At 60.9% G+C, this 26,504-nt stretch carries 21 protein-coding genes and 2 riboswitches; of the genes, 8 read left to right on the forward strand and 13 right to left on the reverse strand.

The features are described 5' to 3' along the window. Positions 1 to 2,134 (reverse strand): Ig-like domain-containing protein (locus tag VGH98_18600; protein HEY2377991.1); only part of this gene is annotated, 2,134 nt, incomplete at its 3' end. Between the two features lie 24 nt (positions 2,135 to 2,158). Beyond that, positions 2,159 to 2,249, reverse strand: a riboswitch (cyclic di-GMP riboswitch). Positions 2,250 to 2,643: 394 nt separating this feature from the next. After that, positions 2,644 to 3,771, reverse strand: a complete 1,128-nt coding sequence (locus VGH98_18605; GenBank protein HEY2377992.1) for a glycosyltransferase — start codon at positions 3,769 to 3,771, stop codon at positions 2,644 to 2,646. A gap of 373 nt (positions 3,772 to 4,144) precedes the next feature. Between VGH98_18605 and VGH98_18610 the strand changes: the two genes are divergently transcribed. Next, positions 4,145 to 5,641 (forward strand): lipopolysaccharide biosynthesis protein, encoded by a 1,497-nt coding sequence (locus tag VGH98_18610; protein ID HEY2377993.1) that lies wholly within the window; start codon positions 4,145 to 4,147, stop codon positions 5,639 to 5,641. Positions 5,642 to 5,675: 34 nt separating this feature from the next. Continuing rightward, positions 5,676 to 6,668 carry a polysaccharide deacetylase family protein gene (locus tag VGH98_18615; protein ID HEY2377994.1) on the forward strand — a complete coding sequence of 331 codons (993 nt, stop codon included), beginning with the start codon at positions 5,676 to 5,678 and terminating at the stop codon, positions 6,666 to 6,668. Between the two features lies 1 nt (position 6,669). On the opposite strand, the gene neuC is transcribed toward VGH98_18615, so the two are convergent. From neuC to VGH98_18635, 4 genes are all read right to left on the reverse strand, one after another. Continuing rightward, on the reverse strand, positions 6,670 to 7,938 hold the full coding sequence (neuC, locus tag VGH98_18620) for a UDP-N-acetylglucosamine 2-epimerase (protein ID HEY2377995.1): 1,269 nt from the start codon (positions 7,936 to 7,938) through the stop codon (positions 6,670 to 6,672). Next, positions 7,928 to 8,962 carry an N-acetylneuraminate synthase family protein gene (locus tag VGH98_18625; protein HEY2377996.1) on the reverse strand — a complete coding sequence of 345 codons (1,035 nt, stop codon included), beginning with the start codon at positions 8,960 to 8,962 and terminating at the stop codon, positions 7,928 to 7,930. The genes neuC and VGH98_18625 overlap by 11 nt, the downstream gene beginning before the upstream one ends. After that, a complete protein-coding gene (locus VGH98_18630; protein HEY2377997.1) occupies positions 8,959 to 9,684 on the reverse strand; it encodes an acylneuraminate cytidylyltransferase family protein in 726 nt (241 codons plus the stop codon). Before VGH98_18630 ends, VGH98_18625 begins: the two co-directional genes overlap by 4 nt. Before the next feature lie 314 nt (positions 9,685 to 9,998). Then, the gene (locus VGH98_18635; protein ID HEY2377998.1) at positions 9,999 to 11,075 is read right to left on the reverse strand and encodes a polysaccharide deacetylase family protein; all 1,077 of its coding nucleotides are present in this window, start codon (positions 11,073 to 11,075) and stop codon (positions 9,999 to 10,001) included. Between the two features lie 391 nt (positions 11,076 to 11,466). Here VGH98_18635 and VGH98_18640 point away from each other — a divergent pair, with 391 nt between their 5' ends. Further along, a complete protein-coding gene (locus tag VGH98_18640; GenBank protein HEY2377999.1) occupies positions 11,467 to 12,696 on the forward strand; it encodes a heparan-alpha-glucosaminide N-acetyltransferase domain-containing protein in 1,230 nt (409 codons plus the stop codon). Positions 12,697 to 12,786: 90 nt separating this feature from the next. On the opposite strand, the gene VGH98_18645 is transcribed toward VGH98_18640, so the two are convergent. Beyond that, positions 12,787 to 15,090, reverse strand: a complete 2,304-nt coding sequence (locus tag VGH98_18645; protein ID HEY2378000.1) for a polysaccharide biosynthesis tyrosine autokinase — start codon at positions 15,088 to 15,090, stop codon at positions 12,787 to 12,789. An 842-nt stretch (positions 15,091 to 15,932) separates the two neighbouring features. On the opposite strand from VGH98_18645, the gene VGH98_18650 reads away from it, so the two are divergent. Together VGH98_18650 and VGH98_18655 are read left to right on the forward strand one after the other, a co-directional pair. Further along, positions 15,933 to 16,913, forward strand: a complete 981-nt coding sequence (locus VGH98_18650) for a GNAT family N-acetyltransferase (GenBank protein HEY2378001.1) — start codon at positions 15,933 to 15,935, stop codon at positions 16,911 to 16,913. Between the two features lie 214 nt (positions 16,914 to 17,127). Then, complete coding sequence (locus VGH98_18655) at positions 17,128 to 17,895, forward strand: sugar transferase (GenBank protein ID HEY2378002.1); 768 nt, start codon at positions 17,128 to 17,130, stop codon at positions 17,893 to 17,895. Between the two features lie 63 nt (positions 17,896 to 17,958). Here VGH98_18655 and VGH98_18660 read toward each other — a convergent pair whose 3' ends face one another. From VGH98_18660 to VGH98_18685, 6 genes are all read right to left on the reverse strand, one after another. Next, positions 17,959 to 18,837, reverse strand: a complete 879-nt coding sequence (locus VGH98_18660) for an XrtA system polysaccharide deacetylase (GenBank protein HEY2378003.1) — start codon at positions 18,835 to 18,837, stop codon at positions 17,959 to 17,961. 268 nt (positions 18,838 to 19,105) lie between these two features. Next, a complete protein-coding gene (locus VGH98_18665; GenBank protein ID HEY2378004.1) occupies positions 19,106 to 20,380 on the reverse strand; it encodes a nucleotidyltransferase family protein in 1,275 nt (424 codons plus the stop codon). A 246-nt stretch (positions 20,381 to 20,626) separates the two neighbouring features. Beyond that, positions 20,627 to 20,935 (reverse strand): PqqD family protein, encoded by a 309-nt coding sequence (locus VGH98_18670; GenBank protein HEY2378005.1) that lies wholly within the window; start codon positions 20,933 to 20,935, stop codon positions 20,627 to 20,629. Then, positions 20,932 to 21,927 (reverse strand): hypothetical protein, encoded by a 996-nt coding sequence (locus tag VGH98_18675; GenBank protein HEY2378006.1) that lies wholly within the window; start codon positions 21,925 to 21,927, stop codon positions 20,932 to 20,934. Before VGH98_18675 ends, VGH98_18670 begins: the two co-directional genes overlap by 4 nt. A 3-nt stretch (positions 21,928 to 21,930) precedes the next feature. Next, positions 21,931 to 22,431, reverse strand: coding sequence for a lasso peptide biosynthesis B2 protein (locus tag VGH98_18680; protein ID HEY2378007.1), 501 nt, complete (start codon positions 22,429 to 22,431; stop codon positions 21,931 to 21,933). Between the two features lie 379 nt (positions 22,432 to 22,810). Further along, the gene (locus VGH98_18685) at positions 22,811 to 24,760 is read right to left on the reverse strand and encodes a lasso peptide isopeptide bond-forming cyclase (GenBank protein ID HEY2378008.1); all 1,950 of its coding nucleotides are present in this window, start codon (positions 24,758 to 24,760) and stop codon (positions 22,811 to 22,813) included. Between the two features lie 237 nt (positions 24,761 to 24,997). Between VGH98_18685 and VGH98_18690 the strand changes: the two genes are divergently transcribed. From VGH98_18690 to VGH98_18700, 3 genes are read left to right on the forward strand one after another with little or no spacing between them, the layout of a single operon-like run. Further along, the gene (locus VGH98_18690; protein HEY2378009.1) at positions 24,998 to 25,606 is read left to right on the forward strand and encodes a YggT family protein; all 609 of its coding nucleotides are present in this window, start codon (positions 24,998 to 25,000) and stop codon (positions 25,604 to 25,606) included. Between the two features lie 48 nt (positions 25,607 to 25,654). Continuing rightward, positions 25,655 to 25,921 (forward strand): DUF167 domain-containing protein, encoded by a 267-nt coding sequence (locus VGH98_18695; GenBank protein ID HEY2378010.1) that lies wholly within the window; start codon positions 25,655 to 25,657, stop codon positions 25,919 to 25,921. After that, positions 25,918 to 26,358 carry a hypothetical protein gene (locus VGH98_18700; GenBank protein ID HEY2378011.1) on the forward strand — a complete coding sequence of 147 codons (441 nt, stop codon included), beginning with the start codon at positions 25,918 to 25,920 and terminating at the stop codon, positions 26,356 to 26,358. The genes VGH98_18695 and VGH98_18700 overlap by 4 nt, the downstream gene beginning before the upstream one ends. Before the next feature lie 61 nt (positions 26,359 to 26,419). Continuing rightward, positions 26,420 to 26,494: riboswitch (SAM riboswitch) on the forward strand. Positions 26,495 to 26,504 lie beyond the last annotated feature (10 nt).

The following is a 26,504-nucleotide window of genomic DNA, read 5'->3' on the forward strand; positions in this document are numbered from 1 at the left end:
CGGCCGTCGCCGTGACACCGGCATTTCCGGTGGCGACGGCCGTCACCGAGCCGGTGGCCGAGACGGTGGCCACGACGGTATTCGTGCTCGCCCAGGTGATCGTGCGCCCGGTGAGCACATTTCCGCTCGCGTCCTTCAGCACCGCTGTGGCCTGCGTGGTTTGCCCCACGATCAGATTACTCGTGCCTAACGACACGCTCACCGTCGCCACGGCGGCCAGGGTCACGCTCAGGCTGGCCTGGCCGGTGATGCCGCCACTTGTCGCAACAATGTTCGCGCTGCCGGCACCGACCGCCGTCACGAGACCCGAGCTGTTGACCGTCGCAACGGCGCTGTTCGAGCTACTCCAGGTGATCGTGCGCCCAGTCAGCACGTTGCCAGTCGCGTCCTTCAACACAGCCGTGGCCTGGGTCGTCTGTCCGACGGTGAGGCTGCCCGAGCCCAACGACACGCTCACAGAGGCTACGGTCACCAGCGTCACAGTCAGGCTGGCTTGTCCGGAAACGCCTCCGCTCGTGGCGACGATGTTCGCGCTACCCGCGCCCATCGCCGTCACCACACCCGTGCTGTTGACGGTCGCAACGGCCGTGTTCGAGCTCGCCCATGTGACCGTTCGCCCGGTCAACACGTTGCCACCGGTGTCCTTCAACACCGCCGTCGCCTGCGTCGTCAGTCCGACAGTTAGGCTGCCCGAGGCTAACGACACGCTCACCGAGGCCACCGGCACGACAGTGACGGTCAGGCTCGCCTGTCCGGTGACGCCTTCACTCGTGGCCACGATGCTCGCGCTACCCGTGCCGACCGCTGTCACGACTCCCGTGTTGTTCACGGTCGCAACAGCCATGTTCGAGCTGCTCCAGCTGATCGTTCGCCCCGTGAGCACGTTGCCAATGGCGTCTTTCAGCACCGCCGTGGCTTGCGTCGTCTGACCCACCGCGAGGCTGCCGGCGCCTAACGCTACGCTCACTGATGCCACTGGCGCAAGCGTGACGGTGAGGCTGGCCTGTCCGGTGACGCCTTCACTCGTGGCGACGATATTCGCGCTACCCGCGCCCGTCGCCGTCACGACTCCCGTGCTGTTCACGGTCGCAACGGCTGTGTTCGAGCTTGTCCACGTAATCGTGCGCCCGCTCAACACGTTGCCATTCGCGTCCTTCAACACCGCCGTCGCCTGCGTCGTCTGCCCAATAGTGAGGCTGCCAGAGCCTAACGACACGCTCACGGACGCCACGGGCGGCGGAGGAACAGCGACAACAGCGACGGTCGCCTGTCCGGTGACGCCCTCACTCGTAGCAACGATGTTCGAACTGCCGATACTGACCGCCGTTACGACTCCACTGCCATTCACGGTCGCAACGGCCGTATTCGAGCTACTCCAACTGATCGCCCGACCCGTCAGCACGTTGCCGCTGGCATCTTTCAGCACTGCCGTGGCCTGCGTAGTCTGCCCCACACCGAGGCTGCCCGTCAACGACACGGTCACCGATGCGACAGATGCCGGGCCCGCGGCAACAATACCAACCGTCGCCTGGCCCGAGACGCCCTCACTCGTGGCAACGATCGTCGCGCTACCCGCACTCACGGCCGTGACGACTCCGGCGCTGGTCACGGTGGCAACAGCCGTGTTCAGGCTGCTCCAGCCGATAGTGCGACCCGTCAGCACGTTGCCGCTTCCGTCTTTCAAGACGGCCGTAGCCTGTGTCGTCTGGCCGACGTTCAAGCTCGACGAGCCTAACGAGACGCTCACCGATGCCACCGGTGCGGGAGGCGAGACGATGACACCGACGTCCGCAGATCCCGTGACGCCCTCACTCGTTGCGATGATGCTCGCGCTACCTGGGCCGAGCGCTGTCACGCGACCCGTACTGTTTACGGTCGCAACGGCAGCATTCGAGCTACTCCAGCTGACCGTGGGTCCGGTCAATGTGCTTCCACTTGCGTCTTTGAGTACGGCGGTCGCCTGAACCGACCCGCCAATCTGTACTGATGACGCGCTGAGTGACACGACAACGGAAGCGACCGCCACCGGGGTTTCGATGGGGCCATTATTCGTATAAGTGACGGAGCTCTTGTTTGCTTCGGAGCACGCGGTGATGACCGCGAAACCGAGGAGCAACATCCGGGGGGTTCGCATAAACCGACCTCCTCTCAGCTGTAGTTCGGCGGCCCGACTAGCTTGGCGCGATTCATCGCGCTGTAGCCTCGTAGCTTTGCGTCGCCGGCTTTCGCCGGGTTTGCCCTTGTCGCTCACCTCGAGTTGAGGCCGTGCGATCCTGCCGTTCGGCTCGTGAATCCTTCACCCGCTTTGGCGCGGGGGGCTCACGGTCAACCTTCCTCAAGTGGGAGTTTGAGTCCCGGGATTTCGTCCACCTGTAACTCAGGTGACTTGGCTTACTGAACAAAGAGGCTGACCATTTTGGCTATTTCGTAAATCCCACGACTGCTGCGTGGATGCCATATACAGTCATGCCGATGTTTTGCGCTGTGACCTGACTCGCACTCGTTGTACAAGAAATCTCACGAAGCCAGCAGAGACATTTGTTCTGATTGGATCTGTGACCAATCGCCCATTGTGTTCTCGCGAAGCGGATGAGATTGCAGAGGTGACGAGTCTTCGAGAAACGTGTGATCGCGCTTTCCTGATCAGCGCATCTCGTATAGCTGTTCGTACTCGCCGATCGTTGCACGTAGATCAAATGCAGTCTCCACACGCATGCGCGCCAACACTGCATCATCGCGACGACGCACCGGGTCGCATAGCGCCTCGCGCCAGGCGGTGCTGAGGACCCGCGCATCACCGGCAGGAACCAGGCGATGCGTGAGTTGATCACCGAGCACAGCACGGTTGCCGCCGACGTCGGTTACTACGGGGCACAAACCACTGCTCATGGCTTCGAGGAGACTGATCGAAGTGCCTTCGCTCCGCGAAGACATGGTGAACAGCGTGAACGTCGATAGCAGAGACTGGATGTCGTTGCGCCAACCCAGGAAATACACGCGACCGCGCAGCCCGCGATCCTCAATCGCGTGTTCGAGAGCCTCTCGCTCTGATCCATCTCCCGCAACCACCAGCACGGGCGGCTCGTCGGCGTGCCATTCAGCAACGAGAGTCGCGAAGGCGTCGACCATGATGTCATAGCCCTTGATCGGCTCGAGTCGCCCGATGCTACCCAGCACCGCAACATGCGATGATATCCCAAGCTCACGGCGAAGCGCACCGTCATCCATTCGGGGCCGGAGCACGCTCGTCTCTACGCCGTTGGGAATGACGCGCACTCGGGTGGCCGGCGCAATGTGGGTTGCAACAATTTGCTGAGCGAGACGCTCTGAGACTGCAACGATGACATCCGTGCGCCGAGCGGCGAGCGCGTCAATTGCGCGATCCATCAGTGGATCGGGCTGCGCGCGCCCATGCTCTGTATGGATGATTCTCCTTACCCCCGCCATCCTTGCCGCGAGACTGGCCTTGAACCAGACGCCACTGTGCGTGTGAACCACGTCCGGTTCAATGCTCGCGATCTGCCGCGCAAGCGAGCTTGGTCGAATCATGGACCAGCGCGACATCGGCTTGGCTAGATGAAGTTGAGCCACCTCTCGCAAGCCGTCGGCGAAGCGCCCGAGGTACTGGAGCGCTAGCACGTGGGCGTCAAACCGAGCGCGGTCGAGGCCTCGTACAATGTCGGCGAGGAGACGCTCCATGCCGCCGTAATTCAAATTCTGAATGATATGGAGCACTCGCGTGCGGCTGAGTGCCGACTGGCTCGAGTTCATGTCGGTCAGATTACTCCACCACCACCACTAGTTATGCAGTACCAAACGCGCATTGGCCATCTCGGCATAGTTCGAGGTCGCGCAACTTAGAAGAAGGAAAGGAAATCGCCAGGCTTACACGAAACGTGAGCGACGTCTCGATAAGACCGCCAGAGGTCATCCTGTTGTGACAGCGCAACAGCTCACCCGGAGATCGTGTCACTGGAGCTCATCGTAGGCCGCCACAGGCCGATTCGTGTCACGCAAGTTGCGTCGCAGTATAAACTTGACAGCGTTGTGATCAGCCAAGGCACCGGCCTGGGAGTTGCTTCCGAGGCGCACGCGGCGCGCCCTCGAGAAGGACGAGCCCTCCCTCATACTGCCTCAATTAGTTGTGACCGATTCCTCGGGATCAAAGCAATTTCAGATGGGCCGCGTCGGCCGCCACACGCTGGTCTACGGCGCGGGCATGATGCTCACAAGGGCGGTGAGCTTCATCATGCTTCCCGTCTACACGCGTTTCCTCACACCTGCGGATTACGGTGTGATGGAGTTGATCGGGATGACGCTCGATATCATCTCGATCGTCGCCGGGGCGAAGCTCGCCCTCGGGATATTTCGGTACTACCACAAGGCTGAAGGGGAGCGCGAAAGAAACGCAGTCGTTTCGACCGCACTCGTCGCGCTTGGCTCAAGCTATGGCGTCATCGGGGCCATCACCTATGTGATCGCGAAGCCCCTCTCCTTACTGGTTTTCACCTCTCCGCAGTACGCGCCCCTCATACAGCTCGCCGCCATCACGCTTGCGCTGCAAAGCCTCCAGTTGGTGCCGTTGTCGTATGCGCGTTTACGAGAACGCTCAGGCCTCTTCGTGATCGCCAATGCGCTCAAATTGGCTATGCAGCTCGGCTTCAACATCTACTTCGTGGTCTATCACGGGATGGGCGTGCGCGGCGTCTTCCTCGGCAATTTGGCGGCTTCTGCCATAGTCGGCGCCTGGCTCTGCGCCTATGTAGTCCGCGACGTTGGATTGCGTCTCTCGCCGGTCGCGACTAGGCAGTTACTTCGTTATGGAGTACCGCTCATCGGGACGCAATTCGCAACCTTCATCGTGACCTTTGGCGACAGATACTTCCTCCAGCGCGCGGGCACCATGGGCGACGTGGGTCTTTATTCTCTCGCCTATCAATTTGGATTCCTCCTGGCAGCCATCGGCTACATCCCGTTCGAGATGGTCTGGGAGCCGATGCGCTTCGAGATCGCCAAGCGCGGCGATCGCGACGACGTGTTCGCGCGTGGCTTCCTGTACATGAACCTCGTGCTGCTCACAACGGCGGTAGGCCTCTCGCTATTCGTTCCCGATGTATTGCGCATCATGACGACTCCTGCGTTTTACAGCGCGGCGGACCTGGTGCCGGTAATCCTGATCGCGTACGTGTTGCAAGGCTGGGCACAGATCCAGGACATTGGCATTCTGATGAGCGAGAAGACGGTGTACTCTACTCTCGCGAATTGGGCGGCCGCGCTCGTTGCCCTCGCCGCTTATGCACTGCTGATCCCACGGTATCACGGAATGGGTGCGGCGGTGGCCACCGCTATCGCGTTCGCGACGCGTTACGGTTGGATCTATTTCTTCTCACAGCGCCTGTGGCGTGTGGAGTACAACTGGTCGCCTGTCGTGCGTCTCTGCGCGGTCAGCGTCGTCGTCTGCATAGCGGGCGCCCTGCTCCCGCGCGCCAGCCTCGTTACGTCGTTAGGCCTGCGGATGGGCCTTCTCGCCGTGTATTTCTTCGCGGTCTGGCACGCGAGCGTGCTCTCAAACGACGATCGTCTCCTCGTCCGCCGATGGATTCTTTCCCCGCGACTCGCGCTCACGATGCTGCGCGCATGAGTTTCGCGCTCTCGTCCTGAGCGGCAATCCCAGCATGCTGACACTCGTCATGTACCACTATGTGCGGGATCTACCGCGCTCGCGGTACCCGGCGATCAAGGGACGTCGTACCGACGAGTTCGAGGCGCAACTGGACTATATCCAGCGCCACCATTCGGTCGTGAGGATCCAGGATGTCCTCGCGGCGGCGCGCGGCGAGCGTTCGCTGCCGGAGTTACCCTGCGTACTCACGTTCGACGATGGATTGAGCGATCATTTCGAAACCGTCTTTCCGCGTCTGATGGAGCGCGGCATTCCGGGCGCCTTTTTCCCGTCGGCGCGGCCGATTCGTGATCAGGTCGTCCTGGATGTTCACAAGATTCATTTCGTGCTCGCCTCGACGGCTGACCACGATCTCCTGTTGCGCGACGTCTCGCAGCTCATCGCCTCTTTGCGGCGCGAGCACGATCTGCCGAGCGAGAAGGAGCTCATCGCGCGATATCGGCTGCCTAACAAGTATGATTCGACGACGACCGCCTTTCTCAAACGACTATTGCAACACGCGCTGCCGAGCATCGTTCGCGAGCGCGTCGTCGATGAGCTTTTCCGCCGTCACGTCGCGGTGGACGAGGCGACGTTCTCACGTGAGCTCTACATGGACAGGAGCCAGCTACGCTGTCTCCTGAAGAGCGGCATGGAAATCGGCGGGCACGGCGATCATCACGAGCATATGGGTCTCTTGTCGCCCGAGCGACAGGTCGCGGAGTTGTGCGCGAGCCGCGCCTTCCTGAACGACGTGTACGACGAATCCGTAAGTGAATGGATCATGTGCTTTCCTTATGGAAGCTTTTCAGCGGACACGCTCGACCTCGCCGCTCATCAAGGATGTCGAGTCGCGTTGAGCTGCAAGGCAGAGCTCGTGGCTCTGCCGCTAAACTCGATTAGCACGTCGGTGCTCGTTCTCGACCGGCTCGACACGAACGATATCCCCTGCAGCGCAACCGCCTCGCCGTGCGAATGGACACTCCGCGCACGGCGTGAGCGTTAGGCTAAATCGCTTGCAGTCGCCCGCGGTCCGGTAAGACCGGCGATGCCGCAACGGGGATGCCACTGCCGTTGCCGCCAACCTGAGTCAGCGCGCCGATGGCGGCACCGAGTGTGAAGTCTCGAAATTGCTTCTGGCATGGAGTCGACCACGTGTCGGAGTCCTCGAGCCGCTCCATGAACAATCGCGCGCTCTGACCAGTTCCGAAGTGCAACGACGGCACAGCCGTCGGCAGATCTGACAGCGCCGCGACTATTTGCTCCTCATCCTCCGAGACGTCGATGATGCTCTGGTAGCGAAAGCGATTGAGCTGACGGGTACCGATATTGACGGTCGGGACGCCGTACACTGGCGCTTCGTGCACACCGGAGCTCGAGTTGCCGACGATTGCCTGCGCGTGGCGCAGAAGGGTCAGATAGTACTCGAATCGCATCGATGGCAACAACGTGAAGCGCGGATGCCCGCGTACCGATTCCAGGACTTCCATGATCGATTCGGTCCCGCTGTCATTGTTCGGATAGATAACGACATAGTTGAGTCCCGACCGTATCGCGCCTGTCACCACCGCCTGGGCGTGCGTGCGAATTCTTTCGACCTCGGTTGTGACGGGATGGTAGACCAGCAGCGCGTACTCGTCGTGCGGGATATCGTAGCGCTGCTTCACCTCGGTCAGCGTCGGCAACGTGTCTGACAGCATGATGTCGATGTTCGGCGATCCGATGACGTGCACGGATGTGTCGAGTTCGCCCATCTGAATCAGGCGTCGTCTCGCTTGTTCATTCGACACAAAATGCAAATGTGACAATTTCGAGATGGCGTGACGCAGGAGCTCGTCGATCGTGCCCGATATTTCGCCGCCTTCGACGTGTGCGACGAGAATATTGTGCAGGGAGCCCACGATCGCGCCGCCGAGCGCTTCGACGCGATCACCGTGAACGACGATCATGTCGGGCCGAAACTCACGCACATAGTGTCCGAGGCCGCGAATGGTGTTCGCCAGCACCACGTCCATCCCGCGCTCGGTGCTGTCTTGATTGATAAAGGTAAATATGTTCGTGATGCCGGCATTACGGATTTCGTTCACCGTCAATCCGTAGCGCTTGAGCATGTGCATACCGGTCACGAATACTTCGCAGATGAATCCGGGCTCATTCTGCACGGCACGCATGAGCGGCTTCATTTTTCCGAAGTCGGCCCGAGTGCCCGTGAGAAAAAGGATCCGTCGCTGTGGACCGAGTTGGTCCGAATGAGAACCAAAGAAATCAGCCGACATCGGCCCACGCGAGCTGAGTATTCGACGGAATCGCCGCGCGGCTCCGGCGGCCGATGAGATCGTCGAAATGTCGAGCCTTGATCTGGCCAGTGCCGGGTCGCTTCACCCAGATGTTGCTCTCCGTGAATTCCTCTCCTTCGGCGATCGCGCGAATCGAGACGACGGACGCGTACGCGAAGTCGATCGTTGGTTGCTCTTCCGGGAGGATGCTCTTGTCGCCGCCGAGCGCCTCGAAGATCGCCCGCGATCCGCTTACAAGATCGCGCAGCTCGTCTGGATCGAGCGAGATCGGAACGTCTGGACCGGGCCAATCCTTGCGCGACGTGAAGTGCTTCTCGAGAATGCGAGCCCCCAGTGGGATCGCGGCAAAGCAGGTGTAGCTGCCTAACGAATGGTCGCTCAATCCAACGACCGCGTCGGGAAACGCAGTCGCGAGATCGGTGATGCCGCCCAATCGGACTTTGGCGTAGGGGGTCGGATACATCGACGTGCAGTGCAGCAGCGCGAATGGCACACGCGCGGCTCGGAGGATGTCGACCGCCGGTTCGATCGACGCGAGGTTGTTCATTCCCGTACTCAGGATGACGGGTTTCCCAAACCCGGCGATGTGCTTGATGAGTGGATAGTTATTGCACTCACCCGAGCCGATCTTGAACGCGGGGACATGCATGCGCTCCAGGCGATCTGCCGCCGCGCGTGAGAAGGGCGTGCTGAGATACATCAGACCCTTGCTCTCAGCGTACCGCTTGGTCTCGATCTCCTCCGCCTCCGTGAGTGCGCAGCGCGACATGATGTTCCAAATGCTCTCGCGCGCATTTCCCGGTATCACATCATTCGGAATCATCTCGTCTTCAATGACGTGTGACTGAAACTTCACGCATTCGCACCCAGCGGTGTGCGCGTCGTCAATCATCTGGAGCGCCCGTTCGAGGCTCCCTTCGTGATTGATGCCGATTTCCGCGATAACGAGCGGCGGATGATCGAGGCCGATCATGCGGCCGGCGAAGTTGAACTCGGTCTTCATATCGTGACGGCGTTTACGGAGCGAGTTTTGAGAAGTGCTTCAGCAATTGCGAAATCGAGGACGCTGTCGATGTCGACGGATGACTCGGCGTCCATGAGATAGGGACGCGCGCGCCCACCCCAAATCGAGCGTTGGTCGACGAGTACGTCGCGCCAGGTGACGTAGACGGCGCCGTTCTCGCGGTACGCGGCGGGGAGCCGTTGTCGCGGCGTACCGGGCGGCGTGCCGGGAATGAGCGGCGACAATTCTTCGCCGCGTACATTGAACATTTTGTACGGCGAGTGCTCGGCGAGACAGACGCCAATGACGGAGTCGAAGGTCGCCGTCAGCCGCTCGATCGCCGCCGCAAGATCTTCCGATCGGCGAAGGGGCGATGTGGGCTGCAGCGTAACGACTCGACTGGGAAGATGTTCTGAGTCGAGTTGTTTCAGAACGTGCAAGAGCACCGGGAGTGTCGGCGTGTCGTCTCGAGCGAGCGACAGCGGTCGTTCCATGACCTCCGCGCCAGCAGCTCTGGCAAGGCTCGCGATCTCCGGATCGTCCGTCGAGACGATGACGGAGTCGATTTGCGAGGTAGCCTGCGCCTGCTCAATGGAATGCACGAGCAACGGCTTCCCGGCGAGCTCGCGGACATTCTTTCGGGGAACACCCTTCGATCCACCACGCGCAGGGATAATCGCGAGTGTACGACCGTCGGTGTCTCGCGATGGACGATGCGTCACGTGATGCTGAATCCTGTATCTCGAAAAGGAAGCGACAGCTGGAGGTTCGTTCTGCGTGGCTGTCAATTACGGCCCGGCCACAGCAACGCGGCACGCCGCGTCTAGATCTGTCTGTGGAGGAAGCAAGATCCGGAGCCGCTGGGGGGGCAGCGTTCTTGACCGGACATCTTGTTGTCAGATCACGGGATGGGCGTTACGCCGGCATGACCCGCTTTCGTACTGCGGCGATCAACTGTGGCGCTGATGCAACGACCGAACGATGGCCGCTACAACCGAGGCAGTCGCTCGCAATCTCTTCCTGCGCTGCGATCAACTCACACGGCCGGCGGCGGATGCTCGGGCTCACCAACCGCTTGCCAGCCGGCGCGACCCTGCCTGAGATAGGAGTTTACGCGATCGAGGCCGGTGACGATTGCGACGAACTGCGCGCGGTTGGTTGGATAACCGAATCGTGGCACGTTGAAGCGCGCGTCGGATGCACCAGCGCGCGCGACACTTCTGGCAGCATAAGACGGTCTCGTTGTGACAGCTGCGACGAGATCGGTGGCGCGCAGGATACGCACGTCGCGCGATGAGAACACGCCGTTCGGGTAGCAGAAGACAGGAACTGTCGCCTCGCACTCCGCGCGGAGACGCTTCCAGCTTTCCGATATCTCCCACTCGGCTTGGCTCTCGGAGATCTGCGAAAGCATCGGGTGTGTCACGGTATGTGGCCCGAACTTGACGCCGCGGCTCGCGCAATTCCGCACATCGGTCCACGACATGGCGGCATAACGCGGCGGCGGTGTACTTGGAAGACGCACTTCCAATCGGTCGGCCAGGAGCGCGAGCGCGTCCAGCTTCGCCTCGTTTGGGATGGCTTTTAACATCTCTACGATCTCCGACGCCGCCACCGCTCGCTCGGACGGTGAACTCCAGCTTCGCGCAACCTCGTCGTCACCCAGCTCGACGCTGAGACTGCCCCGCTTTGTGGCGTTCATCGCGTACTCGACTTTGTCCCACCAAAACCACGAGGGCTTGTCGATGGGCCCCGTAGTCAGAAATACGGTTACGGGACAATCGAACTCCGCGAAGACCGGCGCCGCAACAGTGGCAAATTCTGCATGCCCGTCATCGACGGTGAAGAGCACGAGCGGTGTTTTTCCGCTGCTTGCGAGCTGTGAGCCGGACAGGAGTTCGCCAAAGGATGTCAGGCGAAAACGATGGCGCCGCAGGAATGCGAGGCTTTCGCGAAGGTTTTCCGGCGTCACGCCCGCTACGCCGCGATCGGCGTCCGCGAATCGGTGAAGCATGAAGACGATCGCCACGTCGCGAACGAACATCCGCCAATATGGAACGCGAACAGTGCTTGCGATGAGCGCGAGTGCGGCGCGCTTGGCGTGCACCGTCATGTCAGGTATCCATTGCGGGTTCTTGCTCGGGAGCGCCCAGCAGTAGTGCGAAGCACGTGCCAATGATTTTGCTGCCTAGCGACGTTGGCCAGGAGCCGCGCCTGTGTGGCTCGCATGCCACGAGTTGTCGCGAGCGTCTTTGTGCCGAACGATTGAGCCAATCGATAGATGCTCGCATGGCAATCAATTGGTTCGTTCGTCAGAGTGAGCATTGACTAATCTTTCTTAGTAATCGATCGGCACGACAATCGCGCAAAACGCATGTCTAGGCCAACCCCTAGGCCTGAAAGAGCGAGTGTAGGTCTCCCCTCCACTGCCCCTTACCAGGACCGCTGACCAGGCCATGGTCAATCAGTTCTTGGGACCCCTTGCGCCGCCGTCCCGCCCAGATGTGAATCGGTCGAGGTTCAGTCACGTTGCGCGTGTAAACTCGATCGATGTGGCCCGCGGCGCGGCGATGTTCTTCGTCTGTCTATCGCATTTTACTGGCGCTTACCTCTGGCAGACCGGGATGAGGGCCAACGATTTCCTGGTGACGGTGAGCATGATCGCGTCGCCGAGCTTCGTTCTCATCAGCGGAATGATGTTCGGCTTTCTTCGCGTCTTGAATCCAGTGGATCTGCCGCATCTGCGAATTCGTCTTCTGGATCGTGGCGTTTTCCTGTTAGTGATTGGGCATTTTCTACTCGCGGTGTCCCAGCTTCGGCGGAGTACGATGACCGAGGCGTATTACGGGAGCTTTCTGACTGATGCTCTGGCCGTGGCAATCATGCTTGGGCCGCGCATAGTCGACGTAAGTCGCGGACCGCTTCGAATCGCCATCGCGATATCGCTCTATTGCGCATCCTGGCTCATGCTGGCTCGCTGGCACCCGAGCGGGTCGGGTGCTTTGCTCATTCAGCGGTACGTCATCGGTTCACTGCCTTCCGAAATCGCGGCTCCGCGAACACTGGTTTTCCCCCTGCTGCCATGGCTGTCAGTCTATCTACTGGGCACGGTACTCGGCGAGCACGTTGGATATTTCTATCGCCGTCGTGAAGCGCATCGGGCACGACGCCTGTTCTTGCTGGTCGGTAGTGGGTGCATGCTCCTCGGTACAATCACCTATGTCGTCACCCGATACCTCGGGCCAGTTCACTCGTTGGTGTCGCGCTCAATGCTCGCAGTACTGTTGACGAGTCCAACTCTGAAGTTCCCACCCGGTCCGGCGTACATCGCCTATTTCGGCGGTTCTGGGCTGGTGTTCATGTGGCTGGTGCTCGAGCTGGAAGCACGCCGACGACTACCGTTGCTGACGGAGTGGCTGCGCCGCGTCGGTTACGCTTCTCTCCCCGTGTTCTTACTGCAGGGCTTTGTGTACTCCGCAGTCGTTCGATCCGCGAATCTGCCCTACAGCGCGTGGTGGCCACTGCTCTTTCTGTTCTCGCTCGTACCGATGTGGGCGCTCGCTAGCGTATGGTCTCGTGCGGATGCGAATCGACTGCTGACGGTAGGTATCACTGCCTGGCTCGAACGTCAGTCGCACCCGGCGGTCGTTCGAGCTTCTCGTTTGGCCCGAGTTTCCCGCCCTGGACTCAAGGCAATCAGCAGTCTAACGGCCTACGTTCGCGCGCGATCCTAGTGGCTAAGGGAGCATAAGGGGTAATCGTGCTCCTCTCAGCGATTCGTAGTCCCCGACTGGCGTTCGCACACGGCGAGTCGCAGACGCTATTTACCGTGGCCACGATCGATAATTGAAGACGGCGGAGCGCTCCGCTGGTTCATCCTCGGCAGTCGTGAGCATGTCGTCCTCGTCGTGTATCGCGTATCCGGGAAGATACGCATACTCCGTATTCAGGCCGCCAGCGGGCTGTATGTCGTTGATCACTGCACCGACTACGTTCACGGGGAATCGTTCGAGCGATTCAAGTCTCTGTCGAGCAATCTCGCCGTCGGTTTTCGCGAGGCGGACGACAAACAGGGCGTTTCCCGTCGACACACAGAGGGCGTAAGGATCCATCCCGGCAGCCAAAGGCGGGCTATCGATCAAGATGACATCATAGTCCGCCTGCAACGTCTTCATGAGCTGTTGGAATGCCACCGATGTGAGAAGCTCCGGCGCCGAGGTAAGCCGCGAGCCGCTAGGCAGAAGCGTTAGGCTCGGCTCAGACGTCGGGCGAAGGCATTCGTTCAGCGGGACAGTGCCGCGCAGTACGTCCACAAGACCAGGTCGCCGATCGGTCGCGAATGTCGTGTGCAGACGGCCGCGTCGGAGATCTCCATCGACGAGCAGTGTTCTGAACCCGCCGCCAGCGAAGGAGAGCGCGAGGTTGGCGCTCACGAGAGATTTTCCCTCTCCCGGGCCAGCGCTCGTGACGGTCAGCATCAGCTGACGGTCATTCGTCGCTGCGTAGCTGACGTTCAAGCGTAGCAGTCGAAAGGACTCGATCAGCTGCATCACGTCGAGTGGCTTCGGAGTGCGTCGCTGCGCGGCGTGCGGCACCGCACCAATGACGTTCAAGCGCAGATTCTGAGTGACCTGATGGGTGTAACGAATACGCTTATCGAGCCGATCTAGCACGAGGGCAAGAAGGACCGCCGCAAGCAATCCGCCGGCGATGACCATCAAGCCCAATTGTCGGCCGCGGTTCAGGATCGGGAATTCGGGCATGGCTGCTGAGTCCAAGACGGCAAGATCCGGCTCGACGCTCAGCTCCGCGAGATGCGCTTCTTCATAGCGCCCTTGGAGCATTCCATACAGCTGCCCTCGGGCCTCGGCGTTACGCGTCAGCCGAACCTCTTCGATGGTGCGCGACGGAATCTCTTTCAGACTGGCGGACCCGGTGCCGACCTCGCTGGCGAGATCGGTTTCTCGCCGCCGCAGCTGGTCGACGACCGTTGTCACTGCACGAGGGATCTCGCGGTCCTTGAGCTGAGCGATGGCTGCACGAGCGTCCTTCACACCCTGGTAGCTGTCGGTAAATGCCGCCTGCGCATTGCGAAGCTCGGTGCTGCGTTTTGTGTACTCCTGAAGGAGACTGCTGATTTCCTGTGTATTAATGTCCGTCGGCAGCACCTGCCACATGGCAGATACGTCGACACGGCCTGCTTTGACATCGTTGAGCGTTTCCTCTAGTACGCCGCGCTCATGGGACGTGTTCTCGAGCGTGAGCTTGAGATTGAAGTAATTGGTAATTGCCGGATTGCGCGTGATGGCCACGCCACCATTGATTGGCGTTCCTGCCTCCGACGGAAGCGTGATCGTCTCCATTCGGAAGCGCTCGAGTGCATCGTCCGCGGTTTGCAGTGCCTTGCCTGCATACGCCAACTGCGTTTCAAGAGCCTCACGCACGTCCGTCAGATTTCGGCGCTTCAACTCCCCGGCCGTCAGGACAAGATGGCGAACGACGGAGTTGAGCGTTCTCGTTACGAGCCAGGCGTCCGGACCCGCAACATAGACATGCATGATGTTCCCCTCTCGTGGGACCACCGAGCGAATCTGCTCACGGAGTTGTTGCGATGCCTGGCGCGGGGTATACAGAGCAAAGCTGACCGTTCCAGCGTTCAGGAGGGCTGTCGTGTCGGGAGACCAACGAAGGCCAACCGCTCCACCGATGGAGTCCGCTATCGTTCCGCGCTCCACGATTTGCTCGTGCCCTGCTTTTGTGATGCTCAGGGTGTAGCGTCTCGTGACGCTATCGACGTTCAACGTATACAGGCCGGGACGCACCACGTCGTTGACGTCCACGATCGAGAAGAGCGAGTTGTTTCGTGGATCGAGAGGTCGGACGTACGTGTGCAGTTCGCGGACAACCTGTCCGAGTACGGCATAGCTAGTCAAAAGATCTCCCCAGGAACTCGAGGGCAGCAGCGCGGCAGCGCGCACGGGCCCGGCGCGTTGCTGGCCATCTTCCGACGGTGAAATCCAGACCTTCGCTTCTGGCTCATAAACGGCCGAAAACCGGCCGTGGATCGCGAAGGCAGTTATTCCAGAGACGATAGCAATCGAGAGCAAGAGCCATTTGTATCGCAGCATCGCTGCGACTGAACGGCGGAGGGCAAGTCGCAAATCATTGCTAGGATCCTCTGCGTCCGGCCCAGCGTAGGCCGGCTCCATCGATCGTTGAGCAGGAGGGACAGCCCGTTGTATCGAATTGTCTTTCCGATGTGGCGCTTCTGAATTGAGCATTTCCAGTCCAACGTCAGTATGGCGAGCGCGCGCTGTCTGGCCGCGCGAACCTCGTGATGCATAGTTCGACGATGGGACAGGCAAGACTCAGCCCGCGCTCCAAGGTGTTGTCGCCCTTGGCCAAGCGCCCTGGCCAACGGTGACAGTGTAGTTCCGACGCGACAGCCTTGTCGCGCATTCGCCGCTTCTGGCTATTCACCGAATGGCGGTTATTGAACGGTGTACCGGTTCTAGCGAGAAAACGATTGATTTGGACGCTTCAGCGCTAGGCACACCTTTCGCGAACGCAGAGCCCGCTCTCCGCTTCTTCACGCGGATTTTCGTAGGCGCACACCAAGCACGGCCCACTACTAGTAACCAATCAAACTTTGTTACTTGATCGAGCTTTTCCGGCTACCCATCTCAACCGAGCGGAACTCAGCGCCGATCGCACGCACCGCGTCGGCCACGATCTCGCTGCGTCTCGACGCCGTCCAGCAACTCGGCTGCACTGCCAGCTAATCAGCGACGCGCAGAGCTGGGATTTGTACCGGGCGCAGATCGATGACCTGCTTTCGACCACGTCTCTCTCGAATGCCCATTCCACCACTGCCTGGCATCGCGCCTGGTGGCAGTCATTTGCCGGTGATCGTTCCTTACACATAGGCTTGTGGTGGCAGGGGGCGGAGCTCGTCGGATACGCGCCGCTCATGCTCACGACCGAGCATCTATGGGGCGTCCCCCGCCAAGTCCTCCGGTTCGTAGGGGAGGGCATATCGGACTATGCGGATCTCTACAGCAGAGACGATCGACGAGACGTCACCGTCGCGATGGTGAAGGATATCGTCGAAACCTGGGACTGGGACGAGCTGCAACTTTCCAACGTGCGCGCCGGGTCGAGAACGATTCCCGCATTCGAACAGTGCCAGTCTCGTCGATACTTCGCACGCGTTGGTCCGGTTGAGCGTTGTCTATACATCGATCTTCGAAACCGAACCTTTGACCAGTACTACCGAGGCCTCAGTCGAAATCATCGACGCGAGCTGCAGAAGCGTCGACACAAGCTCGATGCGCTCGGGAAGTGGTCCGTACATTTCGAGCAGAACGCGCCGGCGGAAGCGTTGTTCGAAGAATTCCGCGCGCTACATACCGCGCGCAGCGAAGCAATGGGGTGGACATCGCTGTACGATCTCGCCGGATTTCGCGAGTTCTTTGTTGAGCTCATGCAATCAAAGCGACAGGACATCGAGGTACTCTGCTCGACGCTACGACACGAACAGAAGTTGATGTCGTACACACTGGGCTTTGTTCACAGGGGCGTCTACCACCACTGGAACATTGGTTTCGATGCAGCCTACGAAGCCATTGCGCCCAATAAGCTCCATCACCAGTTCCTCATCGAGGAGTGCTTTTGTCGGCGCTATGTGGAGTTCGATTTCATGCGCGGCGCGTACGAGTACAAGTACAAATGGACCGACGCTGTCCGCGAGAACTACGGCATCCGGTTCTTGCGGCGGCATGGATGGCGACGTGTCATGAACTCCGTTCTCTGGCTCCAGGAGCGCACGCCAGACTCTCTTGCCTCACGGCTCATTGATGGGACTCGAGCGGCCTTGCAAACGCTGAGAGTTGGCGACGCAAAAAGCGCGAAAGTGACAGCGCCAGCAGGCGTACGGGGAGTGCAAACGTAGAAGAACCCAACTGAGTTGTGGTGCGGGCGCGTGCGAATTGTGGGGGCTGATCCACATCAGGTAGTCGCGATATCGCCAGCGGTCGGTTCTCGAGACGCAGAAGCGACGACCTTGCAAAGAGTTATGCGTCGAGCGACGACCGGTGGGATGCGAGCATGCGGAGTGCAGAGGGAGCGGCCGAGCAACTCTCTGTCCGCCCCGCTACTTGAGGCACATGGAAGCCGAAGCCGCCTTCGCCTCCGCATCTGCTGAGCCGTTCGTCCCGCACTATACACCGATTCTCGCGACGCGACAACGCAGGAGCGCACGCGAGCCGGCGGCCCTGTGCATGCCCAGGCGGCGAGTCGAATGGGCGAATCGGGCAGTCAATATCTTGCTCGCCGTGCTTGCGCTCATCGTGCTGAGCCCACTGATAGCTCTCATCGCCGCCCTTATCAGACTGACGTCGCCGGGTCCGGTGATTTACACCCAGGATCGGGTGGGTGTGAATCGCAGACGCCGCCGCACGCAGGCTCTTTACGATCGCCGAGGAGTGGACGCGGGAGGCCTCGTCTTTACGATTTACAAGTTCCGCACGATGCGTAACGATGCGGAGCGGTGTTCTGGAGCCGTGTGGGCGACGGCCAATGACCCCCGCATAACCAGGATTGGTCGGATCCTGCGTCAATATCGCATCGACGAACTTCCCCAGCTGCTCAATGTCATTCGCGGTGACATGAACATTGTCGGACCGCGACCCGAGCGGCCAACAATTTTTGCAGATTTGCGAGCGCGAATCACGGACTATCAACAGCGTCAGCGTGCGCGTCCGGGCATTACCGGCTGGGCCCAAGTCAACAGCGCGTATGACGCCTCTCTGGACGACGTTCGCGCGAAAGTGCGTTACGATCTGGAATACCTGGAGCGCCAGTCGCTCGCCGAGGACGTCAAGATCATGCTACGTACCGTCCCGGTGATGTTGTTCAAGCGCGGGGGCTTGTAGTCCGCGCCATCGCTCGATCGTGGGCAAGTGGCGATCGCAATCGTCGATCGCCTCGCTCGGTGATCAGGAAGCGAACGAGGACGTCGGCGACTCTATCTGCAGTCGGCTATGTCCTTCTGCGAGCCGCGCCGCAATTGAGGTAAATCTGAACTCGCGAAGCAATCGGTCGAGGCGAGCCTGAGTGCCCTTGAGTCCGCGATAGTGTCGGAGCTGGCTCAGCGGACCTACACGAACGCGTGGCTGTTCCGCGTCGAGCTCCCACGGGTGAATGTAGAACACGCCCGGAACGCCTTGGGTATCGTGCTCCCGAAAGGCGCGCTGCACAATCGAGTAAGGAAACTGGCGAAAGTATCCGCCGCCGGCGGCGGGGATGCGGAACGATCCCCATAGGCTCGTCGCGAGTGGAAACTCGATCAGGGTTCCGCTGGCACAGTGCAACAAGTGTGGAATCGGCGGAGCACCGGGCCAACCATAATTAGAGCGGCGAATCGGGAAGATGCTCGAGTCGTAGACGTATCCCTCCTCGAGCAGCACGTCGAGCGCAAACTGCGAATCAGGAGTGATCGAGAAGCTCGGCGCTCGGTAGCCTGTCACCGGGCGTCCGCAGATGTCCTCGAGGAGACTCTTCGAAGCACGGATGTCTTCGCGGAATTCCTCAGGCTCGAGTGAAGTCACTCGATAATGCCACCAACCATGTGACGCGACTTCGTGCCCTGCCTCTGCAATGCGTCGCACGACGTGAGGATGGCGATCAGCGACCCACCCCAGTATGAAGAACGTCGCCGAGGCTCCGTGTTCGCTCAACAACTCCAAGACAGAATCAACATTCCGAGCAACTCGGCTCGGTAGGTCTTGCCACTCGGTACGACGGATCACGCCTTCGAACGCGTGGACCTGGAAATACTCTTCGACATCAACTGTGAAGATGTGCGCCGTCGACATGTGTAATCGGGAGTCGTGCTGCGATCACGATGGGCCTGAGGACGCCCGGCACTTTTGCACAATGACGGCCAAGCCAGGTCGCGCGGCTTTCGATGTGCGTCGATGTGCTATCTCGATAGGCTGCAATCACTAGCGCACAGAGTCGCGAAGGGCCGGTCCCACATCTCACATGGAGTGTTGTGGCAATCCAACAGCGAATTGGCGGACGGATACCGCGGCCTCGACACGGCCAGAAGCTGTCGGAGCGCAGAGCGCATCGGAGATTCTCTTACGCGATTATCTCGGACAGGTAACGCCCCGTTCGTCGAAGCTGCAGGAGCGCGGATTCCGGTGACCCATCCTCGGCGAGACGCGTTTTCTCGTGAAAGGCAGACAAAAGCTCCAATGACACGAGCCAAGGACGAACAGCACCATGGCCGCAGCGCTCTGGCTGCATAGCCATTGTCCAAAGTGCCCGATTGAGTCGCGCTGAGGGACAGCCGGCGTCATTGCGCGCCAGTTCCCTCACGAAATGCCGCGTCAGAGAGCGTCGCACGAGTTCCGGCAAACGAGGCCGCAATTGATGCAAGACTCCGTCTGGTACTGGTAGCGCCGATAACTCACGACCGAGCCGTAGAGTCCAGTAACAGCACGTTGAAGCACCCCAGCGCGACGCAGTCCGTGCAAAATCGGACCAGTCGAGCACTCCTTTGGTCGCGAGAGCCGCCAGATCCCGGAACGCATGCCATGCCCCCAGGTTCAGCATGTGGCCCCACGCGAAGTGAATTGCAATGTGGACGGCATGATGCGATGGGTGCATAACGAGGGCATGACCGGCACCCACCTGCACGCGACGGGCGGCACTCCATAGTTCGTCGCGTGTGAATCGAAAAGGATGGCCGGCAGCCATGAGCGCGCGATGAATCTCGAGACGCAGGCCGCTCGAGACCGCGTCCCTCAACGGCGGCAGATGATGATGCGCGTCGTAGCTCCGGTCACCCGGCAGTTCCGGATCGAGCTGCCATCCCGACTGGAGCATGATCGAGCGCGCGTCGTCAGCGCGATCGGGCGGCACGAGCAAGTCGATATCTCGCATGGGCCGCGCAGCGAAGGAGCAATAAACGGTGTACGCCAGCGCTCCGCCTTTCAGGAGTAGCGGCTCGATGCCGGCTCGGTTCAAAGCAACGACCGACTGCTCCAGTCGCTCCTGCAGACGTCGCATGCGGAACTCGCGATCGAGCGAAAGAATCGCCACTTGGCGCTCGACGTTGACCGGAATCGTCTTGCCGGCATCGCCGGCAAGACACTTCCGGAGCGCGATGAGCGCATTTTCCTCCGACGCAAACTGGACGAGCCGGTTCCAGTCTCCTACGCTGCCGAAATCGATCGAACGGCGTGTTCCTCGGCCAGGCTGAGCGAGTCGGAAAACGAGATCCGACTCGACGTCCTCGGCTCCGGCAGGCGTCAGCTGCCCCGCGATGTCAGGGTCGTTAGCCTTGCGAATCCAAGGGAAGCGGCGGGTCATCTCGAAGGACGCGAGAGCGGATTGAGTGGGAGCGCGCATCGCGGTGCGTTGCGAGTCTGCCGGGGGGATGGCAGCAACGGTGCCGGTGGTCGGTCAGGCGTGTTGCCTTGAGCCTAACGGCGAATGATATCGAGAAGACGTTGCGCACTGATGAGTTGACGACCACGTCCACCAACCCGGAGAGCAGATGGCGCAATGGAGGGCAGTTCGAACTGTGGCAACACCGCAACGCATCCAGCAGCGATCGCAACGGTCATTTCGAGAGCGCTCGCCGCACAGACCGCGTCATACAAGGTCAACCAGCTTGAGGGATATCATCTCGCCTAAGAAGGCGAGAACGGCGCTTTCGCACTCGGGCTCGTGGATGTCGCAGTATTCGGCGAGCAGCGCGTCGCGCACCTCGAGCACCGTGCACGGCGCCTGAATAGTTCTCCAGATGTTGGCTGCGACTTCATTTAGGCCATAGTACTCTCCGTCCCGCATACTCAGGAGGACAGCCTCGTCCGCCACGTTGCAGAAAACCTGCTGCGGCGACGCGCGCACCACCGTCTCGAGACCGAGACCAAGGCTCTGCATGCTGCTCACTATGCTCATTCTACGCTGCTCCACTCGATGATCTGGCTCACAAGCGGACCCAATCGGGCGACATCTCGCACGGGATACAGCGTCCATACTGGCACGGTTGCGGCCAACGCTGCGGAGGCAGCGAGCTGAGTGCCCGCGCCGCGAAGTCCGACGAGAGAGGGCGGCAACTTTGTCTGATGGGCCAACGCGATCGTCGCTTCACTAGGCGAAAGCAAGTTGCGACGCACGGTTGGAACGTCGGGCGCGCCCTGGACGGGTGAGAGAGCGTATATCGCGCGAAGTGGGGTCGGTTCGGCCGCCACGGCATGGCCGGCAAAGCCAGTTGCCGTGGTCTTCACGCCAGGAATGAGCGTTTCGCAGATCGCACCTAACGGCAACGCGGTCGTCATATCCGCCCAGAGGCGTACGCTCGCGACGCCAGGGCGAATGGTCGCGGGTGGACCGGCGCTCACGACAAGCAAATCGTCACCGATGAGTCGAGCGCCAGCGGCTGTCAGGGCGACCGCGAGCGTGGATTTGCCAAAGTGCTTCGGGCCGACGAACGCCACGGCCGAATCGCCAATCGCGACTGCGCTTCCGTGCAAGCACAGGAAGCCCGCAAGCTCCAGCGCAAGGGAAATTGCGGGACCGATGATGATGCTCCGCACCAACTCGGGTAACGCGTCGGCACGATAGTACCAGACGATTCTCGACCCGTCGCGAGCGATGTCGAACGTCCCGGCGTGCGAGTACACGAGTCGCAGCCCGTTGCACGAACGCCAGAGCTCATATCGCTCTTCGCGAATCTGTCGTTCACCGACTAGAACCCATTCCTCAGTGGACGGTGCGCGGTCGTCCACGACAACCGACCAGTCGGGCAACCCGCCAATCGTCGAGATCGACAGTTCGGGAAATTCGATCTCGGAGCGCAGTGTTCCGCCAAACACTGAATAGTCGCGGATGCCGGCAGGCTCGCGAATCGTGGAGGCGTCAACTGGAGGCAAGATGGCGGCAGTCGTCACAGCTCAGCGGAGTTCAGCGTGTGATAGGGAGTGTACGTTCGCGTCGCTCGGAAGCTCTGGAAGACGCACGAGAGAATGAATGCCCTCCCCGCCGAGGATAGCTTTGCCGTCCCGCTCGACCCATGCATGCGCGCGCAGCGCTCCGTCAGTGGTGCGCGCGACGCCGAGGCAGAGTTGGACGTGGTCGCCAATGCAACCGAGTAGGAGCTTCGCGGCGATCGCCTGCGTGAGACAGGTCGCGCGCGGAATTCGCCGAGCGACAGCTTCGACAGCCCAAATCATCGCCGAGTCGCTCGTTATGCGCGTCGACACTCGAGAGCCAGATTGACGCCCGAGCCGGCCAACCAGGCGGACGATTACTGCCGGGGGCAGAACCCAGAGCGCGATTCGGATGGCCGCAACCAGAGGCGCGGCAAGCATCAGTGCGCCCCACTGCCGCAACTCGAGCTGCCTTATAGTTCGCAATCGAAGCATCGCGCTGATGTGCGATCTGTAGAGTCCCATCACGAGGGGGGCCGCTTCTCACCGTTACGGCGCTGTGCGCGCCATAACGGTGAGTGCGTTGCTATCGGTGTTCGAGGTCGGCTACGACGCGGAGCAGACGATTGCCTGCCCCTCGAACGTGAAGCCGTCAGACGTGCCAAAGGTCTTGTCGCAGCCTCCTTGGGTCGCTGACTCGAACGTGCCGAACCGTCGGACCTCAGGTGAGGCCCATTTTCTTTTTCCTGCTGCTGCCATTGTTACCCTCCGTCAGGGGTGGATGTGACCGCAACGCGTGCGGTTATTACGCGTGACGAACGGACGGCAACGCGAGCCCACGGCCGCATCGTCCTCGCCCACTGACACGCGTCCTGTTGGTCCCCGAGTCGACGGCAGCGCATTCTCATGCGGCTTCCGGCGAAAGCGCCCCGACGTCGGAGCGCGCCCGGTGACTGCGGTCTGCGAACTGCGACAACCATTCTCCAAGCACTATGGTGCGGAAGAGCGTCAGATCCTGCGCATTCCTGGCGTCTTGCGCGTTCGCCGCCTGATATTGGCTACGGAGCGCGCACAGCCGATCGATGCGTACGTATGGCGCGAGTGCGGCCTCGTCGAGCATTTCAGACATACTTGCGTCGACCGCACGGAACTGTCGATGAAAATTCGGGGAGAGGTTCGACTTCGTCGTTCGCCACTGTATGGCGGGCGGCAGAACTCCATTCATGGCTCTGCGAAAGAGCAGCCGCGGCCAACCTCCGCCGAACTTCTGCTCCTCTGGCAGACCAACACAGAACTCGATGAGGCGCCGGTCGAAGAAGGGGTAACGCGGCTCAACGCCAAATGCCGCAGCCGATTTATCCGCGATCTCCAGTGTCAGCTGATACAGCGGCTGCGAGAGCCCCTCGACATGGGCTTCTCGCTCTGAACGAATCGCGGGGCGGGCGCGCCCTAACGAGCGCGAAAGCATTGGCCGAATACCGCGTGTCAGGGCGAGATTAGCGCGGGACAAACCAAAGCGTCGGCCGACGTTCCGCGCGGCCTCGAGCCAAGACACATAGTGTCCCTCCCTCGCCAAGTCCTCCAGGTGAGGCAGGACATAGTTATCGACGGCACGTTGCGCGGACTTGCCGTGGTGGGCGCTGAAAGCGAGAAGCTCGGCCTCGAGCGCGTCCCATTGGCGGGCACGTGCCAGCCCCGTTAGGCGGCCAAATCCATGGCCGACGGCGGAGTCCCCATCGAAGCCATCGAGAAGCACGCGAACGCCGGTCTCGCCGGCGGCTTCGTACATCCCCCAGTGCAGGTACAGATTCGGCGCGAAATATGGCTCGTCCAGATGCCAGATGATTTTGCGCAGATCGCGCAATGGGCTGATTTGGTCGCCGCGCACGAAATGCGGACGCACGCCCCCAGACTGTACGACTGAGTCGACGAATGAGCGCTCATCGATGAGACGAAGCTCTCGCTCGGGTAAAGTCGGAAAGATGACCGAGAAGGTCTGCAGTGGCGGCGCCGTGCGCGATCGGAGGTGCCGTGCCATGCACACCACCGACGAGGAGTCCAACCCACCGCTGAGCGTGGCGCCGATAGCTTTCGCGCATCGCGATCTGGCGCTTACCGCTCTTGCGAATATGTCGCGGAACGCTTCCGCAAATTCCTCGTCAGTGCGATAACGCACGTCAGCCGCGGATTCGGGACTCCAGAACCGTCGCACGATCACGCGATCGCGCGTGACGACCATCGTGTGCGCCGCCGGCAGCCGCATGAGATCACGATACATCGTTCGCGTTCGCTCTTCGTGCCGACCGCTCATGAAGAGAGACACTTCGTCGGGATCGATTGTCGGCGTTACGTCAGCGAGAGTGAACAAGGATTTCAGCTCAGTCGCGAACGCAAATACCCGATCGTTTCGGAAGTAGTAAAAGGGCTTGACGCCCATTGGATCGCGCGCGCAGAAGAGCGTGTCCGCGCGGCTATCCCAAATGGCGAACGCAAAGTCTCCGATGAGACGATCGACGCACTCGCAGCCCCACCGTTCGTATGCAGCGAGGATGATCTCGCTGTCGCTCGCGCGATACGACAGTGAAGGTCGGAGCGTCGAAAGCAGCTCGTCCCGATTGTCAATTCTGGCGTCGGCGACCAGAACGAATTGGCCCGGGGAGCGCACCACGGGCTGAACTTCAGTCACCGATTCGAGTGTCGTAACGAGTAATCGATGGGCGACGGCCACGTCGTTTCCAGACCACAGGCCATCTCGATCGGGTCCCCGGTGCGCGAGCGCGGCCGACATCGCTGCGATCTTGTCGCGCGCTGCCGGCTGACCATCGAGGTGGAAGATCCCGCAGATGGCGCTCATGGTGGTCTTGCTCGAGGATGCTCGTTACGCATATGCCGATGAACCGTGACTCTCGGGCCGACGCGGCGCACCGCGCGGGTGCCACGCAAGTGAGAAACCATCCAGAGTCGGATCGCTATGCGCTTTCAGGGTTTGGAGTTGGAGCAGGCGCGACGTTCCGGCCGCAAACAAATGAGGCGCGATCGCAACAGTGACTGTCGAAGCGGGGCTGCGATCGATCCTCTATACTTCGCGCGAATGAACGCTCTTTTGACCGATTTCGATCTGGTCGTCCACGGTCTCCGGCTGGCGATCTTCGCGGCAGCTGTAGCCATGGGTGTGATCGCACTCGTCGATTGGCTGGTGCGGACGCGTCGAATCAGTCCGTTCAACGGCGTCGCTCGCTTTTTTCGACGAAGCGTGGATCCGCTGATGGTGCCAGTCGAGCGGATGGTCCTGCGCGCGGGCGGTCAGCCGGCGTCAGCACCCTGGTGGTCTCTAGTGACCGTGGTCCTTGGGGGGATCGTTCTCCTCTTCCTACTCGGCATCGTTCGGACGCTCCTTGGTCAGCTGGCCAGCGCGGTCGGCGATCCGCGCTTGCTGCCGGTCATGATCGTGGCCTGGGCGTTCAAGCTGGTCGAGTTGGCGCTCATCGTCAGAGTGTTGTCATCCTGGTTGCCCATCTCGCCATACTCGCGGTGGGTCCGCTGGACGTATGCTCTTACCGATTGGATGCTTGTGCCGCTGCGACGGATCATTCCGACACTCGGAATGGTGGACATCACGCCAATCGTCGCCTACCTGGTCCTCGCGTGGATCCTCGAGCCAGCGGTGATTCGCATTGTCGCCAGCGTCATGGGGCTCTGATCACGAATGCCCCGCTTGGCATTGCGAACCGATCGATGCGACGGCGCCGTGCGATTCGCAGTTCACGTTCAACCGCGCGCTTCACGTAGCGAGATCAGCGGCCTGCACGGCGACGCGCTCAAAGTGCGACTCGCGGCGCCTCCCGTTGATGGAGCGGCTAACGACGCACTCGTTGAGCTCATCGCGGCCGCGCTCGGCGTGCCTCGACGAAACGTGCAGATCGTTAGCGGCCAACACGCACGAAGCAAAGTGGTCGAGGTCGCTAATGTCAGCGTCGAGGATGTACAGCGACTAGTCACGAGCCGGGAGACGTGATAGACTCGTCGCCGATGAATGCCGAACCAATCTGTCTGCTGCTCGTTGGATCGGACGGCGCGCTGCTCGAGGGGCTATCGCAGTCGCTCGGCGCCCTTGGCTATGCGACGATGGCGACGCATGAATTGCGAGACGCACGCGATCTGGCGACGACGCGCGCGCCGTTGATCGCCGTGGTCGAATCGAACCTGGCGGCGGCGTCGTATGCGGACGCTCTTGGAATTCCGCTTGCTGCCGGTGGCGCGCTGGTTCTCTACAACGTAACAGGCATGGGTCAACCGCCCGTGCTGTCGCCGACACTACAGCGCGCGGTGCTCGCGAACATCACGCTTCCGCTCGAGCGACAGCGGCTCGTCGCGTTGGTGCAGCATGTCGCCGAGCGCGTGCGTGCGACGGGGCGGCGGAGAAACACTCCGCCGGAGCGCACGGCACCCTAACCCGCATTGGCGCGGGGATTGCCTGCACAACGACGGCCTACAATATTGAAAGAGCTGCTACAACTGAACTCGTGGCGATTTAACGGCAACTTGCGGCCACGTTAAAGAATCGCTAAAGCGCCTGCCCGGCGCACAGCGTTTGGGCC

The sequence above is a fragment of the Gemmatimonadaceae bacterium genome, from assembly GCA_036496605.1.
Lineage (GTDB): Bacteria > Gemmatimonadota > Gemmatimonadetes > Gemmatimonadales > Gemmatimonadaceae > AG2.